The organism is Micromonospora sp. U56, assembly GCF_018070095.1.
GTDB lineage: Bacteria > Actinomycetota > Actinomycetes > Mycobacteriales > Micromonosporaceae > Micromonospora > Micromonospora purpureochromogenes.
In genome coordinates, this window is sequence record NZ_JAGPYL010000129.1 from 1 (window position 1) to 18,011 (window position 18,011).

24 protein-coding genes and 1 pseudogene are annotated in these 18,011 nt (G+C 69.9%); 12 read left to right on the forward strand and 13 right to left on the reverse strand.

Features of this window, described 5'->3' with window-relative positions; genetic code table 11:
* Positions 1–408: 408 nt before the first annotated feature.
* A complete protein-coding gene (locus tag KBX37_RS28710; RefSeq protein WP_210779038.1) occupies positions 409–879 on the reverse strand; it encodes a CapA family protein in 471 nt (156 codons plus the stop codon).
* 494 nt (positions 880–1,373) lie between these two features.
* Between KBX37_RS28710 and KBX37_RS28715 the strand changes: the two genes are divergently transcribed.
* Entirely contained in the window at positions 1,374–1,742 is a 369-nt protein-coding gene (locus tag KBX37_RS28715) for a BlaI/MecI/CopY family transcriptional regulator (RefSeq protein WP_307849249.1), read from the forward strand.
* Positions 1,739–2,710 carry a M56 family metallopeptidase gene (locus KBX37_RS35725; protein ID WP_210779018.1) on the forward strand — a complete coding sequence of 324 codons (972 nt, stop codon included), beginning with the start codon at positions 1,739–1,741 and terminating at the stop codon, positions 2,708–2,710. Before KBX37_RS28715 ends, KBX37_RS35725 begins: the two co-directional genes overlap by 4 nt.
* Positions 2,711–2,914: 204 nt before the next feature.
* Here KBX37_RS35725 and KBX37_RS28725 read toward each other — a convergent pair whose 3' ends face one another.
* From KBX37_RS28725 to KBX37_RS28740, 4 genes are all read right to left on the reverse strand, one after another.
* Complete coding sequence (locus tag KBX37_RS28725; RefSeq protein WP_210779019.1) at positions 2,915–3,538, reverse strand: DUF305 domain-containing protein; 624 nt, start codon at positions 3,536–3,538, stop codon at positions 2,915–2,917.
* Between the two features lie 84 nt (positions 3,539–3,622).
* Positions 3,623–4,207 (reverse strand): DUF3105 domain-containing protein, encoded by a 585-nt coding sequence (locus KBX37_RS28730; RefSeq protein WP_307849250.1) that lies wholly within the window; start codon positions 4,205–4,207, stop codon positions 3,623–3,625.
* 224 nt (positions 4,208–4,431) lie between these two features.
* On the reverse strand, positions 4,432–4,641 hold the full coding sequence (locus KBX37_RS28735; RefSeq protein WP_210779020.1) for a hypothetical protein: 210 nt from the start codon (positions 4,639–4,641) through the stop codon (positions 4,432–4,434).
* Between the two features lie 6 nt (positions 4,642–4,647).
* A complete protein-coding gene (locus KBX37_RS28740) occupies positions 4,648–4,836 on the reverse strand; it encodes a hypothetical protein (RefSeq protein ID WP_210779021.1) in 189 nt (62 codons plus the stop codon).
* 224 nt (positions 4,837–5,060) lie between these two features.
* On the opposite strand from KBX37_RS28740, the gene KBX37_RS28745 reads away from it, so the two are divergent.
* The 8 genes from KBX37_RS28745 (at position 5,061) to KBX37_RS34955 (ending at position 11,887) form a co-directional block, all read left to right on the forward strand.
* Positions 5,061–6,275, forward strand: coding sequence for a sulfite exporter TauE/SafE family protein (locus KBX37_RS28745; RefSeq protein ID WP_210779022.1), 1,215 nt, complete (start codon positions 5,061–5,063; stop codon positions 6,273–6,275).
* A 21-nt stretch (positions 6,276–6,296) separates the two neighbouring features.
* Complete coding sequence (locus tag KBX37_RS28750; protein WP_210779023.1) at positions 6,297–6,524, forward strand: heavy-metal-associated domain-containing protein; 228 nt, start codon at positions 6,297–6,299, stop codon at positions 6,522–6,524.
* Entirely contained in the window at positions 6,521–6,997 is a 477-nt protein-coding gene (locus tag KBX37_RS28755) for a DUF2752 domain-containing protein (protein ID WP_210779024.1), read from the forward strand. Before KBX37_RS28750 ends, KBX37_RS28755 begins: the two co-directional genes overlap by 4 nt.
* Before the next feature lie 155 nt (positions 6,998–7,152).
* On the forward strand, positions 7,153–9,456 hold the full coding sequence (locus KBX37_RS28760) for a cation-translocating P-type ATPase (RefSeq protein WP_210779025.1): 2,304 nt from the start codon (positions 7,153–7,155) through the stop codon (positions 9,454–9,456).
* A gap of 141 nt (positions 9,457–9,597) precedes the next feature.
* Positions 9,598–9,864, forward strand: coding sequence for a hypothetical protein (locus tag KBX37_RS28765; protein ID WP_210779026.1), 267 nt, complete (start codon positions 9,598–9,600; stop codon positions 9,862–9,864).
* Between the two features lie 329 nt (positions 9,865–10,193).
* Positions 10,194–10,553: a helix-turn-helix transcriptional regulator gene (locus KBX37_RS28770; RefSeq protein ID WP_210779027.1), complete on the forward strand. Its 360-nt coding sequence runs from the start codon at positions 10,194–10,196 to the stop codon at positions 10,551–10,553.
* Positions 10,550–11,239 (forward strand): cation transporter, encoded by a 690-nt coding sequence (locus KBX37_RS28775; protein ID WP_210779028.1) that lies wholly within the window; start codon positions 10,550–10,552, stop codon positions 11,237–11,239. Before KBX37_RS28770 ends, KBX37_RS28775 begins: the two co-directional genes overlap by 4 nt.
* A 303-nt stretch (positions 11,240–11,542) precedes the next feature.
* Entirely contained in the window at positions 11,543–11,887 is a 345-nt protein-coding gene (locus KBX37_RS34955; RefSeq protein WP_247659199.1) for an isoprenylcysteine carboxylmethyltransferase family protein, read from the forward strand.
* Position 11,888: 1 nt separating this feature from the next.
* On the opposite strand, the gene KBX37_RS28785 is transcribed toward KBX37_RS34955, so the two are convergent.
* From KBX37_RS28785 to KBX37_RS28795, 3 genes are all read right to left on the reverse strand, one after another.
* The gene (locus KBX37_RS28785; RefSeq protein WP_210779029.1) at positions 11,889–12,230 is read right to left on the reverse strand and encodes a four-helix bundle copper-binding protein; all 342 of its coding nucleotides are present in this window, start codon (positions 12,228–12,230) and stop codon (positions 11,889–11,891) included.
* Between the two features lie 367 nt (positions 12,231–12,597).
* Entirely contained in the window at positions 12,598–13,659 is a 1,062-nt protein-coding gene (locus KBX37_RS28790; RefSeq protein WP_210779030.1) for an ArsO family NAD(P)H-dependent flavin-containing monooxygenase, read from the reverse strand.
* 451 nt (positions 13,660–14,110) lie between these two features.
* Positions 14,111–14,500 carry a heavy metal-responsive transcriptional regulator gene (locus tag KBX37_RS28795; RefSeq protein ID WP_210779031.1) on the reverse strand — a complete coding sequence of 130 codons (390 nt, stop codon included), beginning with the start codon at positions 14,498–14,500 and terminating at the stop codon, positions 14,111–14,113.
* Positions 14,501–14,628: 128 nt separating this feature from the next.
* Between KBX37_RS28795 and KBX37_RS28800 the strand changes: the two genes are divergently transcribed.
* On the forward strand, positions 14,629–15,597 hold the full coding sequence (locus KBX37_RS28800) for an alkylmercury lyase family protein (protein ID WP_210779032.1): 969 nt from the start codon (positions 14,629–14,631) through the stop codon (positions 15,595–15,597).
* Between the two features lie 200 nt (positions 15,598–15,797).
* Positions 15,798–16,151 carry a YdeI/OmpD-associated family protein gene (locus tag KBX37_RS28805; protein ID WP_247659200.1) on the forward strand — a complete coding sequence of 118 codons (354 nt, stop codon included), beginning with the start codon at positions 15,798–15,800 and terminating at the stop codon, positions 16,149–16,151.
* Here KBX37_RS28805 and KBX37_RS28810 read toward each other — a convergent pair whose 3' ends face one another.
* From KBX37_RS28810 to KBX37_RS34960, 5 genes and pseudogenes are all read right to left on the reverse strand, one after another.
* Positions 16,152–16,487: a YnfA family protein gene (locus KBX37_RS28810; RefSeq protein ID WP_210779034.1), complete on the reverse strand. Its 336-nt coding sequence runs from the start codon at positions 16,485–16,487 to the stop codon at positions 16,152–16,154. It abuts the gene before it with no gap.
* On the reverse strand, positions 16,484–16,792 hold the full coding sequence (locus tag KBX37_RS28815; protein WP_210779035.1) for a hypothetical protein: 309 nt from the start codon (positions 16,790–16,792) through the stop codon (positions 16,484–16,486). The genes KBX37_RS28810 and KBX37_RS28815 overlap by 4 nt, the downstream gene beginning before the upstream one ends.
* Positions 16,776–17,225, reverse strand: a complete 450-nt coding sequence (locus KBX37_RS28820) for a MerR family transcriptional regulator (RefSeq protein WP_210779036.1) — start codon at positions 17,223–17,225, stop codon at positions 16,776–16,778. The genes KBX37_RS28815 and KBX37_RS28820 overlap by 17 nt, the downstream gene beginning before the upstream one ends.
* The gene (locus KBX37_RS28825) at positions 17,222–17,578 is read right to left on the reverse strand and encodes a hypothetical protein (RefSeq protein WP_210779037.1); all 357 of its coding nucleotides are present in this window, start codon (positions 17,576–17,578) and stop codon (positions 17,222–17,224) included. Before KBX37_RS28825 ends, KBX37_RS28820 begins: the two co-directional genes overlap by 4 nt.
* Positions 17,579–17,906: 328 nt before the next feature.
* Positions 17,907–18,011 (reverse strand): annotated as a pseudogene (locus KBX37_RS34960) (IS5/IS1182 family transposase); the annotation flags it as partial.

Consider the following 18,011-nt stretch of genomic DNA (forward strand, 5'->3'; position numbering starts at 1 on the left):
ACGTCCTCAGCGAAATCGGCCAGGTCACCACGAAGGCGTGCCACCTCAAAGCTGTCCACACAGGAATCAACGAGTCACGGCGAAGACAACACCTACGGTTGGCCAAAACGTGACAAAGTACTACTAGGTCTTGCCGGGGAAGCTGAGGTGGTCGGCGAGGCCGCCTCCCGGCTGCTGGCCACGGCCACGTGCAGGTGGAGCAGCCCCGGCCGCAGGCCACCGACCACCGGTCCCCGCGTCAACAAGCCGGGCGCGGGGACCGGCTGCCCTTTGTTCTAGCAGCAGACCGACACCAGCAGCTTCGATCCCTTTCCCGAATCCCGTGTCCGGCATACGGGCATACCGCTCGCACTACGAGTTGCGGGTTCAACGTGTCCGTCGATCCCAAACGCAACGGCATCCGCCGCGCTATCCAGAGCGCCTCGCCGCCAAGCCGGTGCACCTCTGTGCGGTGGCAAGCTTGTCGACGATGCGCTGCTTGCCAACCCCGGTGGCCGGCACCGGCTGGCCGCTGCCGGAGACCGTCGCCGGGACAAACTGGCTGTCCACCACGGTCCGGCCGCGTACGAGCAGGTTCAGCACGCCGGAGTCCGTGCTGTGCGAATTGCCGTACCAGAGGAAGTTGCCCAGTCCGTAGTGCACGTAGGTTTGGCCCAGCCAGCCGCCGGCCAGCAGCCTGTGCGCGTGCGTACCGACCACGATGTCGGCGCCGGCCTCGGACAGCCTTCCGGCGAACGTCTTCATCTCCCCGCTCGGGCACGAATTGCCCTCGACGCCCCAGTGCATAAAGACGATGACCAAGTCGGCCTGCTCCCGCGCCGAACGCGCGGCGGTGGCCCGGGCGGGATCGAACGTCTCTGCAGCGAAAGGTCGGCTCAGGTAGTCCGCCCTGGCCCTCGCTAAGTCCGGCCGCGTGTCCCCCTATATCAGCAGGCCCTGGCAAGCTATCGACGGCTCCCGATTGTTGCTGGCCTCCTCGGAAGACACGCAAGTCCGACTAGGTCCCGGCGTATCCCCGTCAGTTCGCCGACGTCCGATCACCATCGCGGCACCATCGATCAGCAGCTGATGCCTTGCTCGGGCTCGACGCCATCCGCTCGCTGTCGCCGTGGCTGACCGGTGGGCAGTTCTGGGCGGCTGCCAGGGCACTGCGACCGCCCGCCGACACGCGCGGCCATCTAGTCGAAGCCCCGTGGTTCGGGTAGTTGCAGACAGCGAGTGCCTCTACGGCCGCTGATCTTTAACCCAAGGGTCGGCGTGGCGGATCCGAGATCTGCCACGTTGCCCGGTTTCGCGCTTTTGCCAGACCTCCGAGGTTGGCCAGCCCAGCATCAACTCCTATGCTGGTTAGGTGTTCGTGATCGGAGGTGGGTGTGCGAGGGTTCGGCGAGCTTGAGGCGGCGATCATGGACCGGTTGTGGGTCCGCGGTGAGCCGGCGACGGTGCGGGAGGTTCATTCAGATCTGCTGCCCGATCGGGACATTGCCTACAACACAGTGTTGACGGTCGTGGACAACCTCTACAAGAAGGGGTGGCTGCGCCGCGAACGTGAGGGCCGGGCGCATCGGTACGAGCCGACCCGATCGCGAGAGGAGTACGGGGCGCGGTTGATGCGCGACGCCCTGGACGAGGCCGGCGACCCGGCGGAGGCCCTGGTGCGGTTCGTCGGCCGAATGAGCACCGACGAGGCTGCGGCGCTGCGCCAGGCCCTGCAGGCGCACGAGCGGAGCGACGCCAAGTGACCGGAATTCACCTGCTTCTGTTCGCCATTGCCGTTTCGACGCTGGCACCGCGGGGCCTTGCCAAGGCGGGCTGGGTGTACCGGTCGCCGAGGCTGGGCATCGCGGCCTGGTATGCGGTGCTTGGCGCGGTGCTCACGGCGGCGTCCGGGGCGGTGCTGGCCGTGGTGGCGCCGTGGCAGGCCGCCACTGCCCCGGCCTGTATGGCGTGGCGGTGGTGTGTGCAGGCTGCTCGTGGCGAGTTCGGTCTGCTGGGCCGGACTGCGGCATTTGTGGCGCTTTTGGCGGGATTGGGGCTGACCGTCCGGCTGCTGTTGACTGGGGTGCGGCTGGCGCGGGCGGCGTCGGCGCGACGTCGCGCACATGTGCGGATTCTCGCGATGACGGGACGGACGGCGCCAGAGCTGGGCGCCACTGTTGTGGAGAACGCGCAACCCGCTGCCTATGTGGTGGCCGGGCACGGCCGTCGCGTGGTGGTGACGACTGGTGCGCTGCAGCAGCTTGCCGGCGACGAGGTGGCGGCGGTGCTCGCGCACGAGCGGGCTCACGCCGCGGGCCGCCACGATCTGCTGCTGGACGGGGTGCGGCTGCTACATCAGGCGTTCCCGCGTATGGCGCTGTTCGCGGTGGCGCATGTTCAGTTGTGCCGGCTGGTGGAGATGCGGGCCGATGAGGTGGCTACCGCCCGGCATGCTCCGATCAGCCTGGCGCGGGCACTGGTAACGATGGCGACCGCCAACGCCGTTGACCACGACTCCCGGACTCCGGCCCTGGCTGGGGTGGTCGCGGCGACTGGCGGTGACGCTGCCGAGCGTCTGCATCGGCTGTTGACCCCACCCGCACCACTCGGCCGCGCGCAACGGGCGGGGCTGGTGGCGGGGATCACCATGCTGGCGTTGGCCCCGGCTGTGGCGCTCCTGGCGGTCCAGGTGTTCCCGGTGCTCGGGATGTGTCCAGCGTTGCCCTCGTGACCGGACCAGGCCCTGGTTCTCGACGGGCAGGATCGCCTCGTCGAGGAGGTGCTGGTCGACGCGAAGCATCTGACCCGCCGCCGGTTCGTCTACGCGAGCCACACCGAGGAGTAGGCAGGGCCCAGCCGATGCCAGCTGGCGCGGCGGCGGCTGCGGTGTGGCCCTCTCCTTGGGCACAGGTCCCGCCGCCTCAGGGGCCGCTGGCTATGACGGCTTGGCGCCGTTGCGGGCCAGCACGGCCATGAACGCCGTGATCTCGTTCTGCTGACTGGTTTTCATGGATTCGGCCAGGGAACGAACCTCGGGGCGGTCGCTGCGGCGCAGGACCTCCTCGGCCATCATGATCCCGCCGAGGTGGTGGCGGATCATCAGCTGGCTGTAGAGGATGTCGAGGTCACGGCCGCTGGCGGCCCGCAGCCGGTCCAGCTCCTGCCGGCTGGCCATGCCGGGCATCCGCCCGTCGGCGGTCAGGGTGTGGCCGGGCATCCAGGCCATCGCCGGCCGGCTTCCGGTCGGCGGCAGTTGCCACTGGTCGAGCCAGTCGCGCATCGTGCCAATCTGCGCCTGTTGGGTCAACGCCACGTCCAGGCCGATGGTCTGGATCTCGGCGTCGGCCGAGCGCCGGTAGGCGATCATCGACATCTCCACGGCCTGGGCGTGGTGGGTCTGCATGTCGCGGGCGAACCCGGCCTCGGCCGACCCGTCACCAGGGCGGGAATCCGGTACGAGTAGGCCGACCGCGAGGGCCACCACCGCGGCGAGCCCGCCGAGCAGAAAGGCATGGCGGCCGGTGCGGGCGGCGGGCTCGCCGGTGGGCGGGTCGGTCATGGCTTGGTGCGTCTCCGTTCGGCGTTCTGAGGTGCGACGTCTGCACCGCGGGTGTGTGGCCGCGCGTGGGTGAGGGTGCCGGTGTCATCCTCCGGGCGTGTTGTGCGGGGTGGTGCCGGTGGCGGTGACCCCGTTCGAGCAGGGCGCGCCCGGCTCCGGTGCGGCCTCGATCCGGAAGTCCCGGATGAACTGGTCGACGCGCGGGTCGGTGGCCGTGTCGAGCTTGAGCTGGTAGCCCCACGCCTGCAGGGAGGTCGGCCGGTCCAGTCCGGGGAAGGGCGACATGAACAGGTAAGGCGTGCCGCGGACCTTCCCGGCGAGGGTCTCGATCTGGTCGGCGGGCAGATCCGGCCGGTAGGTGATCCACACGGCGCCGTGTTCGAGGCTATGTACCGCGTTCTCGTTGGCGATCGCTGCCGGGTACACGTCGCCGATGCAGTCCTGCCAGATCGGATTGTGATCGCCACCCACCGGCGGGCTCACCGGGTAGGTGACGGCGCCCCTGACGTGGTTGCGGGTGAGCATCTTCGGGTCGCTGGCCCGGTAGTTGGTCAGCCCGGCGATGTTCGTCCCAGCCGGCTGTCCGCCATCGCCGCGGGTGACCGCGTATATGGCGTAGCCGATGATGGCGGCGGCGAGGACGCCTACTGCGACGAACGTCGCGATCACCGCTGGCGAGCGGCCCCCAGCCACTGCTTTCGCCACGGGGCGGCGCGGCTTCGGCCTGGCGCCTGATCGGTTGGGTTTCGCCATGGCTACCTGACCCCCCATCGCTCTTGCGTGGCCCCGCCGCCCAACCGGGCCAACTGTTCGCTGCTCGTGTTCTGCGGCTTTTCGTGCCGTGCGGCACGGACACACCGGAGGCGTTCCGCCGGTGGCGAGCGTCAGGTCGGTCATGCCGTCGCGCCCGTACCGGTCGACGCCGGCTGGCCGGGCTGGCCGGCGCGCAGGGTCGCGACCTCAGCCCGCAGGGCGGCGATCTCCTCCTGGCTACCGGGCTGCGGCGCAGCGCTGGTGTGGTTGCCCCGCATCATCATCCACATCATCGCGCCCATCATGAGCGGGCAGACGAGAATGGGCAGCAGGTAGACGAGCTTCTCCATGGTGGGTCACTTCCTGTCGTGGGTGGGGTGGCGAAGGTCGAGGGCGCGGCGCAGCGCCCGTTCGGAAAGCCGGCCGAAGGTGAACGGCGCTCCGTCGAGAAAGATGCCGGGAGCGAACAGCACCCCGGCCTGGGTGGCGAGCAGGCTGCCCTGTTCGCTGCCGAGGGCGATCTCCTCCCCCCACCACCCCGGCAAGCAGGGGTGGCTAACGCCGGCCTGACCAGCAGATCTCCCACGGCGCATACCCCCAACAGCCGACCACCTAAACTCCTTAGGAGGTTAGGAGGTAATGTGGCGAGCGTCCACCGAAGGAGGTGCCTGTTGGTCCGCCGACCTCACGCGACCGCGCTGCCGGCCGCCGCGCCGCGCCACCGTCGGCCCCGGCCAGACCGGCATCTAACCAACCGAAGGGATCACCCGTGAATCTGGGTGCTGTACTGGTCACCGGCCTGTTCGCCGGTGGCGTCTCCTGCGCCGCCGTACAGGGCGGGCTGCTCACCGGCCTGGTCACCCGTCAACGCAACGCCGCTCCGGCGGCTCAGCCCGGGGCGCGGGCCAAGGCCACGGTGGGCGCCGCCTACGGGCCCGCGTCAGCAGAGTCGTCCGGGAAGGCGCCCGGCAGGACCGCACCACCGGCTCGCAAACCGCAGCAGCAGTGGCGTGCCCGCACCATCGAGCCGCCGAAGCCGCTAGGCGTACGCGCGGTGGCTGGGCTGCGCACGCTGCGGGCCCAGGCGGGTGACGACTTCGCCCCGGTCGGGGCGTTCCTGGGCGGCAAGCTCGTCTCCCACACCCTGCTGGGTGCGCTGCTCGGCGCGGTCGGCGGCGCGGCACAACTGTCCCCGACGGTGCGGGTGTGGACCCAGCTGGCTGCCGGGGCGCTGATCATCGCGTTCGGGCTGGCCCAACTCGGCGTCCCCGGGTTCAAGAAGTTCACCCTCGAGCCCCCGGCGGCCTGGACGCGGTTCGTGCGCGGCCGGGCCCGGTCCCAGGCCGCTTTCGCCCCCGCCCTGCTCGGCTTCTTCACGATCCTCGTCCCGTGCGGGGTCACCCTGTCCGTGGAAGCCCTCGCGTTGACCTCCGGCTCCGCGCTGTCCGGCGCTGCCACCATGGCCGTGTTCGTCATCGGCACCAGCCCACTGTTCGCGATCCTCGGCTACGCCGCCCGCCGGGCAGCCGCCGCCTGGCAGGGCCGCCTCGCGGTCCTGACCGGCCTGGTCGTGCTCGGCATGGGCCTGTACACGCTCAACAGCGGCCTGACCCTCGCCGACTCGTCCCTGGCCGCCCGCAACCTGCCCCAGACCCTCGGCGTCCAGGCCCCACCGCCGGTCACCGACCCGGCCGTGGTGCACCCGGTCGCCGACGGCCGGCAAGAAGTCATCGTGACCGTCCGCGACACCTCCTACAGCCCGAAGAACATTGGCGTCCGCGCCGGCGTGCCCACCACGCTCGTCCTGCGCACCGACGGTGTCGTCGGGTGCACCAGCTATTTCGTGATCCCCTCGCTGGACGAGCAGGTGGCCCTGCCGACTGTCGGTGACACCCGTATCGACCTGGGCGTTCTGCAACCCGGCACGCTGCACTACACCTGCGCCATGGGCATGTACAGCGGCCAACTCACCATCACCCCCTGACAGAAGGACAGCAGCCTCACCATGGGACAGACAGTCACCCGCACGTTCACCGTCGAGGGCATGCACTGCGCCAGCTGCGGCATGCTCATCGACGACGCCCTCGAAGACCTCGACGGCGTCACCTCCTCGGCGACAAGCCTGCGCGCCGGCCAGGCGAAGGTGGACCTGGACCCGGAACGGTGCACCCCCGACGACGTGATCGCCGCCATCGCCGAGGCCGGCTACACCGCCCGGCTGGACCCACAATGAGCAGCCTCGCGGGCGCGGCGGGGACGCCGTCGGTGCCGGACCGTCCGCGCGGCTGGGTACGGTTCGCGCCGCTGTGGGCGCTGTCCGTGCCGGCCGCCTGGTTCGGCTACGTCCTCGCGTTCAACCCCACCGACCGTGTGGGTGACCCGTCCGGACGCTGCCTGTGGCACACGGCCTTCGGCATCGACGGACCGACCTGCGGCATCACCCGGATGACCTGGTACCTGCTACACGGCGACCTGGTCGACGCCGCCCGCATGCACCTGGCTGCCCTCGCCCTGGTCCCGGTCGGCGCCTACGTGTGGCTGTGGTGGATCGCCGGCTGGGTGTTCGGCAAGCAGCTACCCGCGCCACGCATCAGCCGGCGCACCGCGATCGGCATCGCCATCGCGTTCGTCGTCTACTCCGTGGTGCTGCGCAACCTGCCCTGGGCGCCGTTCACCTGGTTCTACGTGCCGGACCTGACGGCCTGACCGCCCCCGGCACGCCACGCAAGAACAGCACCAAGAAAGACGAGATCGGCGAGCCGTGGATACAGACGTCGCACGAGACAACCCGACAAGCGGCCACCGATGGGGTGGCGGCAGTCCCACTCACCGCGTCTGATCCGAAAATGAGGAGACAGAGCATGACGTCGCAGACCACTGGGCCTGCACTGCCGGCCGCCACCGGCCTGATCGAGCTGCAGATCGGCGGCATGACCTGCGCCTCCTGTGCGGCCCGGATCGAGAAGAAACTCAACAAGCTCGGCGGCGTCACCGCCACCGTCAACTACGCCACCGAGAAGGCGCGAGTCCAGTTCCCACCGCAGCTGAGCCCGGCCGACCTGATCGCCACCGTCGAGCAGACCGGCTACACCGCCCAGGTCCCGCAACCACCCTCAACCACCCCGGCCGCCGCACCCGTCGACGCCGAGGAAGACAACCTTCGGCGGCTGCACCAGCGGCTGTGGATCAGCGTCGCTCTCGCCGTCCCCGTGGTGGTGTTGGCCATGGTGCCGGCCTGGCAGTTCACCAACTGGCAGTGGCTCTCGGCGATCCTGGCCGCACCGGTCGTCGCCTATGGCGGCTGGCCGTTCCACAAGGCCGCCTGGACGAACCTGCGCCACGGCGCGGCCACCATGGACACCCTCATCTCCGTCGGCACCCTGGCGGCGTTCGCCTGGTCGATGTACGCGCTGTTCCTCGGTGACGCCGGCCAGCCTGGGATGACGCACCCTTTCACCTTCACCATCGAACGCGGCTCCGGCGCCGACAACATCTACCTGGAGGTGGCCGCCGCGGTCACCGCGGCCATTCTCGCCGGCCGTTTCTTCGAGGCCCGCGCCAAACGCCGCGCCGGCGCCGCACTGCGGGCCCTGCTGGAGCTGGGTGCCAAGGACGTCGCCGTGCTGCGTAACGGGCGGGAAGAGCGCATCCCCACCGACCAACTCGCGGTCGGGGACCGGTTCGTGGTCCGACCCGGCGAAAAGATCGCCACCGACGGGGTCGTCGGCGAGGGCGCGTCGGCGGTCGACCAGAGCATGCTCACCGGCGAGTCCGTACCCGTCGAGGTCGGCCCCGGTGATGTGGTGGTGGGCGCCACCGTCAACGCCGGCGGCCGGCTCATCGTGCGGGCCACCCGCATCGGCGCCGACACTCAGCTCTCCCAGATGGCCAAGCTGGTCGAGGACGCGCAGAACGGCAAAGCGCAGGTGCAGCGCCTCGCCGACCGGGTGTCCGGCGTCTTCGTCCCCGTCGTCATCGTCCTGGCCCTTGGCACGCTCGGCTTCTGGCTCGGCACCGGAGAACCGGGCGGGGCGGCGTTCACCGCCGCGGTCGCCGTCCTCATCATCGCCTGCCCCTGCGCCCTGGGCCTGGCCACCCCGACCGCGCTCCTGGTCGGCACTGGCCGCGGCGCCCAGCTCGGCATCCTCATCAAGGGCCCCGAGGTGCTGGAATCCACCCGCCGGATCGACACCGTCGTGCTGGACAAGACCGGCACCGTCACCACCGGCCGGATGGCCCTCACCGGCCTCGTCACCGACGAGGCTGTCGAGGAGGCCGAGGCGCTGCGTATCGCGGGCGCGCTCGAGCACGCTTCCGAGCACCCCATCGCCAAGGCCATCGCCGCGGCGGCAATCGACCGGGTCGGCGAGCTGCCGGCCGTCGCCGACTTCACCAACCTGGAAGGGCTCGGCGTATCCGGGATCGTCGAGCAGCGGGCCGTCATGGTGGGCCGGCCGCGGCTGCTCACCGACCACGGCCACGAACTGCCGGCTACCCTCGCGCAGGCAATCGATGCAGCGCAGGCCGCCGGTAAGACTGCCGTGGTGGCCGGCTGGGACGGCGCAGTACGTGCGGTGCTGATCGTCGCGGACGAGGTGAAACCGACCAGCCGTGAGGCGATCACGCAACTGCGAGCGCTTGGCCTGACCCCGGTGCTGCTCACCGGAGACAACGAGACCGTGGCCCGGACCGTGGCCGTCGAAGTCGGCATCACCGAGCCCACCACCGTTGGCGGCGACGGACAGGTGATCGCCGAAGTGCTGCCGGCCGACAAGGTCGACGTGATCAAGCGGTTGCAGGCCGACGGCAAGGTGGTGGCGATGGTCGGCGACGGCGTCAACGACGCCGCCGCCCTCGCCCAAGCCGACCTCGGTCTCGCCATGGGCACCGGCACCGACGCGGCGATTGAAGCCTCGGACCTGACCCTCGTCCGGGGTGACCTGCGCGTCGCCGCCGACGCGATCCGGCTATCCCGCCGCACCCTGGGCACCATCAAGGGCAACCTGTTCTGGGCGTTCGCCTACAACGTCGCGGCCCTGCCACTAGCCGCCGCCGGCCTGCTCAACCCCATGATCGCCGGTGCCGTCATGGCCTTCAGCTCAGTCTTCGTCGTCTCCAACAGCCTGCGGCTACGTACCTTCCAGCCACAGGCGTCCAAGGGGTAGCGGCGGCGAGGGGCGCGGCATGCGCGGGCTGCCGCACGGATCAGACCCGGGCGCGTCGTGGCACGGGCTGCTAAACGACATTCAATCGGCTCTGAAATTCGACTGCTGGAGGTAGGTATGTGTAGGAACGGGATGGGCCCGATGATGGCGTTCATGGGCCTCGCAACCCTGGCCGTGCTGGCCGTGCTGGCCGCACTGGTCGTTGGCGTGATCTGGCTCGCCCGCCGCAGTTTCTTCGCGGGTCGTAGTGAGCAGGGTGAAAAGGGGGAGGATGTGTTGCGCCGCCGCTACGCTGCCGGCGAGATTGGCGACGACGAGTATCGCCAGCGCCTAGCAATGCTGCGCGGCCATCCCACTGAACCCGGCCCTGCCGATACGACGGACCGGAAAGGCAACCCGCAGCCATGACCGCCGGCGAGAAGGCACGCCGCGAGCGGTAACGCCGCCAGTTCGACTCGGCAACCTGCCCCTACGACAGGTCATTGACCCGGATCGAGCGCCCGCTGTCCGCAAGCGGGTGATCATCAACCACACCCCGATAGCGGCGCCGCAGCAGGCTGTCGACTGCAACCCTGCTGCGGTGCCGCTGCTGCAACGGCCGGGTCACCCCCTTACCGGTGTGCCCAGCCCCGACGACCGGGTGGCGGCAGCCCGGGTGATCAGGACCGCGCCGAGCGTCGCGGCGGGGAGCGCGAGCAGGCCGAGGACCCCATCGCCGCCGGCGCTCTCATCACGATATGGCGATTGGTTGTTCTCCGGATCTGAGCCCAGTTGTGGCGCTGTTCCGCTCTCTGGCCGACTCCACCCGACTGGCAATCGTGCAGCGGCTCGCTGCGGGCGAGGCGCGCGTCGTGGACCTGACGGGGGAGTTAGAACTGGCGCAGTCCACAGTGTCGAAGCACCTGGCGTGTCTTCGTGACTACGGGCTGATCGACTACCGGGTTGAGGGTCGCCAGTCGTTCTACGCGCTGACGCGACCCGAGCTGCTGGACCTGCTGCGCTCAGCGGAACAGCTCCTGGCCGCGACGGGTGAGGCGGTGGCGCTGTGCCCGGTCTACGGGAGTCCGGCCGACTCCCCGGTCGAGGTGAGCGCGTGAGCCTTCCGCTGCTGCCCCCGGAGCGGCGGGCGGTGCTGTCCCGGCGCAGCCTGTGGCTGGCCTACGCCACCGCCGGCTACAACCTGCTGGAAGGCCTGGTCGCGATCGCCGCCGGCGCGGCAGCCTCATCCACGGCGCTGATCGGCTTCGGCCTGGACTCGTTCGTCGAGGTGTCCAGCGCAGCCGTGCTGATCTGGCAGTTCCGCTCCCGAGTGCCCGAGGACCGGGAACGGTTGGCGCTGCGGCTCATCGGCCTGTCGTTGTTCGCCCTGGCCGCCTGGGTGACCTTCGACGCCGCCCGCTCCCTGCTGGCTGGCGGCGACGCTGACGCCAGCCCCGTTGGCATCGGCCTCGCCGTGGCGTCGCTGATCGTGATGCCGCTGCTCGTCGCGGCCAAGCGGCGCACCGGCCGGGAACTCCGCCCGGCAACGGTTACGGCCGGCTCCACGCAAACCATGCTGTGCACCTACCTGTCCGCGGTGCTTCTCGTCGGCCTGGCCCTCAACGCCGCGTTCGGCTGGTCTTGGACGGACCCGATCGCCGCGCTCGTCATCGCCGCCATGGCGGTGAAGGAAGGCGTGGAAGCCTGGCGCGGCGAGCACTGCGACGATCGCGCGCCCCTGCACGCCGCCGGCGGCCAAGCCTCGGGCTGCACTGATGGCTGCTGCACCAAGGGGAAGGCGTGACGGTAGCCTGGCTCGCACTGGGGCTCGATCTGCTTGGTCTGCTGCTCGCCTTCGGCTGGCGCACCGTGGCCCAATGGCGCCGAACGGGCGACATCGGCCTGCGCCTCGACGTCGGCCCACCCGGGACCCTGCGCTGGTGGGCCAAGCTGCTGTTCGTCGCCGCCCTCGTGCTCGGCTTCGCCGGCCCGGCCGCTGCCCTCACTGGCCTGTCGCCGCTGCCCGGCCTCGACCACCGCGCCCTGCGCGTCGTGGGCATGGTCCTCAGTCGCCGGCGTCGCCGCCACGCTTGCCGCCCAGCTCGCTATGGGGAGCTCGTGGCGCGTCGGCGTCGGCGTCGACCCGACCGAACGCAGTGCCCTAGTCACCAGCGGCCCGTTCGCGCTCGTCCGCAACCCCATCTTCACCGCCATGGCGGCCACCGCCCTCGGACTGACCCTCATGGTGCCCAACGCCGTAGCACTGATCGCCTGGCTCGTCCTGGTCGTGGCGCTGCAACTGCAAGTCCGCGCGGTTGATGAGACCGGCGCTATTCGGCCAAGTCGGACGGTTCCTCCCAAAGCTCGGTCGCCTACATCAGGCGTGACTGAGACCTGCTGCGAGCCTCGTGCCCCTCGGCAGGCGGAGGGTACGAGGCAGACCGCAGACTGAGTCAGGCGGCGACGGCGGCCATCTGGGTGCACGAGTCGGCGCACCGGCGGCACTGCTCGGCGCAGCGCATCATCTGTTCGTCTCCGCCGAACTGCGCGCAGTCGACTGCGCATGCCTGGCAGATCTGGGCGCAGATACGCGATATCTCCGCGTTGTACCGCGACCCGCGCGCCATGAACGCCGCCGCCGTGCGGCATATCTCCGCGCAGTCCACCATCAGCTTGATGTGCTCGGCCTCGACGTGTCGGCCACCTTGATGCAGGCAGTAGGTCAACGTCTCTTCACAGATCCGCGAACAGTCCAACGCGTCGCTGATCGCGCGGGCCATCACGTCCTTGGTCATGCCTTGCGCCGCTATCTCGACCCTCGACTCCTCGCACACGTGTCGTGAACGCTACGGGTACCCGGCCTCTGGCTGCCTAACCGGGATTCAGCTCCCGACCGTGAGTCGTGCCCGCCCAGTCGGAAGCAGTCCCACCTGTACCGATGGCGGCCCATTTCCTGCTGGTGGAAACAGGGCGAAGAACGACTTGACGTTGGACCGTACTCAAGGCTTAGCTCCGGGGTCGCCCTACCGCCCGGCGGCCGACAGCTCGTCGACGCCGAGGAAGTTCCCGACGATCTGCCGCAGCGGCTCGTGGTGCCGCCGGGTCGCATGCCCGCACCTATCACCGCAGGCACCGACAGGCACCGATGTAATAGACGACAGCCTATCCCGACGGAGTCCGGCGAGTCACGACGCTGCCCGCAGCGCAGACATTGCGCCGCCGCAGCGACCAGCGCCGGCGGCGCCGGGCGACTGGCGCCGGCGCGGGCTGGCCGTGCTGGTGGCGAGCAGCAGGGCGGTGCCGGTGAGCGAGCCGACGGGCCTCGTCCACCGACCGTGTGCCCTCGGTCGCCACCTCTCCCTGCTGCCAGGCTGGCAGCAGCGGCGCGAGGTGAGCCAGGTCGGGGCGGAACCGGGTGCACCAGATGACCGGGTCGCAGGGCTGCTCAGTGCCATCCGGCCAGAGCACGCCGTGCGCGGTGAGCCGCGCGAACATGGGACGGGCGTGCAGCACGCCGCGGTCCCGTGCGGCGCGGACGCCAGGGACCATGACGATGTCTCCCAGGTCGCTGACACTGCCACCGGCACCACCGGCGGCCGTGCGGGTGGCCACACCGAACAGGACTCGACCGTCGACGTCATCGGGCATGAACCGCGCCGGGCGCAGGGTGACCCAGGTGGCCTCGGCGACCCGGGACACCTCGGCCAGGATCTGGGCCGCCGAGTTACCTCCGCCGACGACCACGACCCGCTGCCCGCGGAACGCCTCCGGCGAGGTGTAGTGCACCGTGTGCAGCTGCCGACCGGCGAACTCCTCCCGGCCCGCGACGTCGGGCACGTACGGGCACCGCCACGTACCGGTGGCGGAGATGACGTACCGGGCCAACCACCTCCCGGCGTCGGTCTCCACCACCAAGCGCTCGCCCGCCGGCCGCACCGCCCGCACCCGGACCGGCCGGCACACCGGCAGGTCGTACCGCTGCTCGTAGGCGCGCAGGTAATCCACCACGTGCCCGGCGGTCGGGAACTCCTCACCCTCCTGCCGCGGCATGCCCCACCCCGGAAGCGGGCTGTCCTCCGCCGGGGAAAACAAGCGCAGAGAGGTCCAGCCGTGCCGCCACGCCCCACCCGGCTCCCACTGGGCGTCCAGGATGACGTGGTCCAAGCCGGCGCGGCGCAGGTAGTAACCCGCCGCCAGGCCCGCCTGGCCGCCACCGATCACCACCACGTCACGCGACTCAGCCTGCGCGGCACCCCCTTGTGTCCGCCGATCATCATCCCGAGTCACCCATGAGCTTCGAGATGGGGCAGACACCGAGGCCGGCAGGTTGTCAATGACCCCGCTGCGGCCTCCACCACCGAGGACCAGGAGGCATGAGGGTTTCCTAGGCCTCCGGCGTGGTGATGGGTGACGTCGAGACGCGGTGGGACCCCCTCGACGGGCAGCCTCGGCCTCTCAGGCCGCAGGACGTAAGTCGCTAGGCGTGCGGGAGAGATCAGCGAACAGAAGCATCGGTTACCTCGTCCGGCTGGTCCGTGTAACGGCGCTTCGATGTTCGACGCCGGTTTGGGGGGTTGCGGACCCGGAGAGACAGCCGCCGTCGTTGTATTGGCCCGGCCGTAAGACCACGACCAGGCGGCGTCTGTGACGCATACGACGCCGGACTAAAGGCGGCCTACAGGTAGCGGCACACCTGCTCGGGTGGGCAGGTGTCAGGTTCAGCGTTGGTGGCGACGCCATGAAGCTGAGCCACCGTGGCACGCAGGGCGTGCAGGTCGGCGAGCTGGGCCTCGATGGCGTCGAGCTGCTGGGCGAGCAGTTGGCGTACGTGGCCGCAGGGGGCGTGGCCAGTGTCGCGCACGGTGAGAATGTCGCGGATCTGGGCGAGGGTGAGGCCGGCGGCACGGCCGCGGCGGATGAAGTCGAGCCGGCCAACGGCGTCCTCGCCGTAGTCCCGATAGCCGGCGGAGGTGCGTGCGGCGGGCGGGAGCAGGCCGCTGGCTTCATAGAAGCGCAGCGTCTTGGTGGTGGTTCCGGTTGCCTCGGCCAGTTCCCCGATACGCATCCGGTGGCCTCCTGTCGTCGCGCCTTGACCTTCCCCCGTACTGGAAGGTCCAGTCTGTCCTGGTAACGCCGTGACGGCCAGGCGGTGTGCGTCACGCCACCAGGAGCCGCGTTCTGGGAGGGGCCGAGATGACCACAGCAGCAGATAGTGCAGCAGAGGGCCGGGTGGCTGTTGAACTTCGTTCCGTGCCCGACTGTCCGAACCTCGCCCCGGCCCGGCAGGAGCTGCGCGCCGCGCTGGTCGACCTCGGGTTGCCGCTGGCGGTGGTTACCGAGGTCGTGGGTGACTATCCGTCGCCGTCCATTCTGGTCAACGGCGTGGACGTGATGGGCGGCACCGGCGACGAGTCGGCGGCATGCCGCCTGGATCTCCCCACTGGCGACCGTATCCGCGCTGCCCTGCGCCAGGCGATGGGCGCGGGGTCCGCTACGGCCGAGACGGAGCTGAGCTTGGTGGATTGCTGCGCGCAGCCGGGCAACGCCATCCGGGCCGACCGGCCGCACCGCGCCGAGCAGCTGCCCGACAGGCTCCGCCAGGTGCACCGAGCGATCCTGCGTCATTTCGCCGCCACCGGGACCGCCCCGACCGACGCCGACATCCGCGCTGCCGTAAACGGGGCGGACCTGGACACCGCGCAAGCGCTGCGGGAACTCGCTCGGGAAGACCTTGTCGCCGTCGACGCCGCCGGGCGTTTGGTGGCGGCCTATCCGTTCTCGCCAACGCCAACGCCGCACATCGTGTCACTCGACGAGGTCGAGGTATTCGCGATGTGTGCCATCGACGCTTTGGGGATGCCGTTCATGCTCGGCACTGACGCGACGATCACCTCTGCCGATCCGCACACTGGCCAACCCGTCCACGTGACTATCACCAGCGGTGCCGCGACCTACCAGCCGCCGGAAGCGGTGATTGTGTATGCAGCCACCGGGAACGCCGGCCGCTCCGTGGACACGTGCTGCTCCACCATCAACTTCTTCGCCAGCGCTGCCAACGCTCAGGCGTGGATTGCGGCCCATCCGAGCCTGGCGGCCACGGTTCTCGACCAGGACCAGGCCGTTACGCTCGGCCGCGACATCTTCGAACCGCTGCTTGCCTGAGACCGCCAGCAACACCGCCAGCCCGCCCGCTTCCGAACTCGACACGAGGTGCAGTCATGCGCGGCTCCGGAAGGCGTCGAGAGTTCACCGCCACGGTGGCCGCCGCCACACGCGGCCGAGTCCTGATTCCGGTCCCGCTCAACGCGGACGCTGCCTGGGGGGCGAAGCCCCGTCACCACATTCGCGGCACTGTGAACGGTATGGGTGTGCGTGCCGTCCTAGAACCAGTTGGCGACGGCCTCGGGTTCACCCTCGGCCCGGCCTGGCTCCGGTGCTGCGGTCTGGCCGCCGGGGACATCGCCTCCGTGACCATAGAACCGGAGGGTCCCCAACGTGACGACCTGGCCGAAGACGTGGCCGCCGCACTAGAGGCGCATCCGCAGGCCGGCGAGTTCTTCGACTCCCTGGCCCAGTTCTACCGGCGCGCTTACCTACGCTGGATCAACGCCACCAAACGCCAACCCGACCAACGGCCCCGACGCATCGCCGAGATGATCCAACTCCTCGAAGCCGGGCACAAGGAACGCCCCCGCCCGGAACAGCAGCAGGAGTAGCTAGCTGGCGCGTGGGGCGTACATGATGACGGCGACGCCGACGAGGCAGATGGCTGCGCCGATGAGGTCGTAGTGGTCGGGGCGGAACTTGTCGACGACCATGCCCCAGGCCAGAGAGCCGGCGACGAATACGCCGCCGTAGGCGGCCAGGATGCGGCCGAAGTTCGGGTCGGGTTGGAAGGTGGCGACGAAGCCGTAGAACCCGAGCGCGACAACTCCGGCCGCGATCCACAGCAGCCCTCGGTTTTCCCGCCAGCCCTGCCACACCAGCCAGGCGCCACCGATCTCGGCGAGCGCGGCGAGCAGGAACAGCAGGATCGAGCGGGCAACCGTCACGCGTCGGACCGTAGCGGGATCACCTCGCGGTCGTGCCGGTCGGGCTGTCCGCAGGAACAGTTGCCGCCGGCGCAGCCGGCGGTGTGGCGGCGTTTGCTGGCCCACCACCAGGACAGGCCGGCGAGCACGGCCAGGGCGACGGCGACGCCGGGCAGGAAACGGTTGACCGCGGCCCAGCCGGCACCGCCGAGGAGTCCAGCAGCGAGCAGCGCCGGCAGCACGCAGCAGGCGGCGCAGGCGGCTCCGGCGAGTCCCGTCATGCCGGAGGGCAGTAGGCGGCGCAGTCGGTCAGCAGGTGTCGGCACGATCGGTCCTCTCGACCAGTTCAACGAAGGGCAGGGGGCAGCAGGAGCTTCCGGCGCAGGCGACCAGGTCGTCACAACCGGCCGAGATGGCAGCGCGCAGGGTGTCACGGATGACCGTCAGGTCAGTCAGCTTCTGCTCCACCTCGATGAGCTTTTCCCTGGCGCGTGCCTGTAGGCCGCTGTCCGGTCGACCGCCGTGGTGGTGCCGGCCGGCGTCGATCAGGTCGGCAACCTCGTTGAGGGTGAAGCCGAGGCGTTGGGCGGTCTTGATGACTCGCAGCAGGGTGACGGACTCGGCCGGGTAGAGGCGGTGCCCACCCGGCGACCGCTGCGGTGCAGCGAGCAGGCCACGGCGCTCGTAGTAGCGCAGCGTCTGCTGGTTGACGCCGGCCGCGTCGGCCAGCTGGCCGCTGCGCAGTCCCGACCCGGTCATCCCTGACCCCGGACAGAGGCAGCCCGCTGGGCGAGGGCATCGAGCACGTCGATGTGGGCCGCTGGTACCCGGACGTCCAACGCCAGCGCATCCGGGCCGGACCGGGAGAGGTCGAATGCGAAGAACGAGCAGCAAGACGACTCCCGAGCCGTCAGATCCCGCGCCGTCTCCTCGACTTGCGCAGCGCCGTCGAGCTGCAACCGCAGATGCTGTGCCGACAGCCGGTCGACACTCCGGACGGCATCACGGAAGAACTGATCAAACTCGGCGAGCCGCAGCGGTCGTTCAGCCGTCGGCAGGGTGCAGGCATCTGGCACCCAGGCGTCGTCCGTCGTGATGTGGTGGTCACTCATACCCCGACGGTAAGCCTGTACCTAGGTACCAGATGCAAGCCCGGTCACCGCGACTCGCCGAGGAACTTCCAGGCCGTCGCCAGACCGTCGCCAGACCGTCGCCAGACCGTCGGAGGCCGGACACGGCCGAGCACAACGGCCATTGGTGACGAGGCGTGGGTAGCGCACCATTAACTGGGCCTCGCGCGCCACCCTCTCAAGCATCTGATCGGACGTGAACAGAACGAGTCCTCAAGCCAAGCCAGCGAGTTGGCGCTACCTCCGCGAATCCTCGGGGGCGTCCGCAGGGACGGAGTACGCCCGCCACTAGGGCCTGTGTCGAAGTCGGTCACAGCCACTCGTTGATCGCGGCGATGTGCACGGTGGCTTCGTAGCGCACGGCGAGCTTGTCGAAGCGGGTCGCCACGGCCCGGTTGCGTTTGAGGCGGTTGAT

Bases quoted from the DNA above. Each gene is read 5' to 3' on its own strand.
- KBX37_RS28800 (WP_210779032.1), top strand. From the start codon at position 14,629: ATGACCACAGCAGCAGATAGTGCAGCAGAGGGCCGGGTGGCTGTTGAA.
- KBX37_RS28725 (WP_210779019.1), bottom strand. From the start codon at position 3,538: ATGACCGACCCGCCCACCGGCGAGCCCGCCGCCCGCACCGGCCGCCAT.
- KBX37_RS28765 (WP_210779026.1), top strand. From the start codon at position 9,598: ATGATGGCGTTCATGGGCCTCGCAACCCTGGCCGTGCTGGCCGTGCTG.
- KBX37_RS28795 (WP_210779031.1), bottom strand. From the start codon at position 14,500: ATGCGTATCGGGGAACTGGCCGAGGCAACCGGAACCACCACCAAGACG.
- KBX37_RS28785 (WP_210779029.1), bottom strand. From the start codon at position 12,230: ATGACCAAGGACGTGATGGCCCGCGCGATCAGCGACGCGTTGGACTGT.
- KBX37_RS28805 (WP_247659200.1), top strand. From the start codon at position 15,798: ATGGGTGTGCGTGCCGTCCTAGAACCAGTTGGCGACGGCCTCGGGTTC.
- KBX37_RS28755 (WP_210779024.1), top strand. From the start codon at position 6,521: ATGAGCAGCCTCGCGGGCGCGGCGGGGACGCCGTCGGTGCCGGACCGT.
- KBX37_RS34955 (WP_247659199.1), top strand. From the start codon at position 11,543: ATGGGGAGCTCGTGGCGCGTCGGCGTCGGCGTCGACCCGACCGAACGC.
- KBX37_RS28750 (WP_210779023.1), top strand. From the start codon at position 6,297: ATGGGACAGACAGTCACCCGCACGTTCACCGTCGAGGGCATGCACTGC.
- KBX37_RS28770 (WP_210779027.1), top strand. From the start codon at position 10,194: ATGGCGATTGGTTGTTCTCCGGATCTGAGCCCAGTTGTGGCGCTGTTC.
- KBX37_RS28825 (WP_210779037.1), bottom strand. From the start codon at position 17,578: ATGAGTGACCACCACATCACGACGGACGACGCCTGGGTGCCAGATGCC.
- KBX37_RS28735 (WP_210779020.1), bottom strand. From the start codon at position 4,641: ATGGAGAAGCTCGTCTACCTGCTGCCCATTCTCGTCTGCCCGCTCATG.
- KBX37_RS28820 (WP_210779036.1), bottom strand. From the start codon at position 17,225: ATGACCGGGTCGGGACTGCGCAGCGGCCAGCTGGCCGACGCGGCCGGC.
- KBX37_RS28760 (WP_210779025.1), top strand. From the start codon at position 7,153: ATGACGTCGCAGACCACTGGGCCTGCACTGCCGGCCGCCACCGGCCTG.